At 44.0% G+C, this 1,571-nt stretch carries 1 protein-coding gene; it reads left to right on the top strand.

What is annotated here, in order from left to right; all coding sequences use genetic code 11:
* Positions 1-1,571, top strand: a 1,571-nt coding sequence (locus ACFU9E_RS35400; RefSeq protein ID WP_380715691.1) for a CD3337/EF1877 family mobilome membrane protein, incomplete at both ends; no start/stop codon positions are given.

The following is a 1,571-nucleotide window of genomic DNA, read 5'->3' as shown; positions in this document are numbered from 1 at the left end:
TAGCAGTGAAGTGCAGGGGCTTATTATGAAAAGCGGAACGCTTTTCAATGATGAACGAGATATCGCACAAGGCGAAGAATTAGAGGGGTCTATCGCTCTCCTTCGTAATCAATACTTTGATATTGCTGTCTATAAGCCATATTTAAATATGAACTATGGCATGACAGACGAGAGTAAGATCACGAAGGATGATAAAGACAGGATCACTAAACTACTGGAATATAAGCTCAATGAAGATGGATATAAAGAAAGAAAAAAAATAGCTTCATCAGAAGCTAATGAGCTTAATAATACCATGATGGCGCAATCAGGAATTCCGAATAAAATCGGCGTGGCCATATTTTCGTTAGGCTTTGCTTGTGTGCTGGGTGTTCCTTTGTTGTTAGTGGCGTTTGTGAATTTTATAGTTCAAATTCTTGTCCTAGCAATAAGCGTCATACTCCCGATCAGCTTCATTATTTCCTTCTTGCCGAATTTCTCAAATAGCGCTTGGTACACACTTGGCAGGTTGGTTGGTGCATTTTTTATGAAAGCTTTTGTAGGGATCATTCTTCTGTTTACGTTTTTGATCATTGATATAACAGGTGAATTGATCCCGATGGATACACCCGGAAAATACATGCTGAATGCTTTTGTGACAGCTCTTGCTATCATCTTGATGATTAAGTATCGAGATAAAATCATTGAGTTTGTAACGGCCGGCAGGGTGGTTTCAGTGGATGGCGGAACAGCTAAGCACGCTTATGAAAAAGGGATTCGTCAGCCGGCAGAAAAAACAATTGGAGCTGCTAAGAATTTGGCCGGTGCAGCTGCGGCTGCTTATACTGGCGGAGCTTCAGCTGCAGCATTACAACAAGCTAAAGAACGAAATGAAAACCGTGAGACCGCAGACAGCGCGGGCGATGCCTCAGCTAATGCGATAAAAAGCAATTTGAATGATTCTCCTGACCGTTCCGAGGCGCGATCCTCACAAGGTAATTCAGCTGATAAAGTTGTTAATATGAGTGACTTTAAAGACGGTCGCAAAGACAGAACATTACAAGGCGAATCTCAGGAAGATTCAGATAGACAGGGGCAGCGACAGTCAGGGGGGACAGTTGACCTTCCGGCAGGTGTTTATTATGCAGGAAAACATGAAGAAATGGAACGGAATAAACAAGAGCGAGAACTTCAGACACAGAATGTGACGCCAAAGGCGGAGCCTTTAGATAGAGAGCGATACCGGACTCAACAGGCATCAATGGAAAGCTCTCCGAGTGAGAATACACGTCCGCATATTACATCATGGGATGACAACGCGAGATATGAAAGGAAACAGCAGCCGCAGCTATCGAAAAGTCAAAATGTACAAAGGAATGAGACGGCTCAACCAGTAGAGAGGCTGCGCTCAACTGGCGACACAACAAACCGTAAACCTGAAAGAAGGACTCAGCCCGCCGACAATGAATTGTCTAGCCTTGCGGCAATGGAGCCGCCAATAGAAGAAACTGAAAAACAAATGTCTCAAAATGTAAGACCTAATCGCGCTCAGCCAAAAGACCGAGGGGAGAGACAAGGCGAACGTCAAGCAC

This window comes from Kitasatospora sp. NPDC057595, assembly GCF_042800875.1.
In the GTDB taxonomy this organism is placed as follows: domain Bacteria; phylum Actinomycetota; class Actinomycetes; order Streptomycetales; family Streptomycetaceae; genus Kitasatospora.
This window is presented reverse-complemented; position numbering and strand designations above follow the sequence as displayed.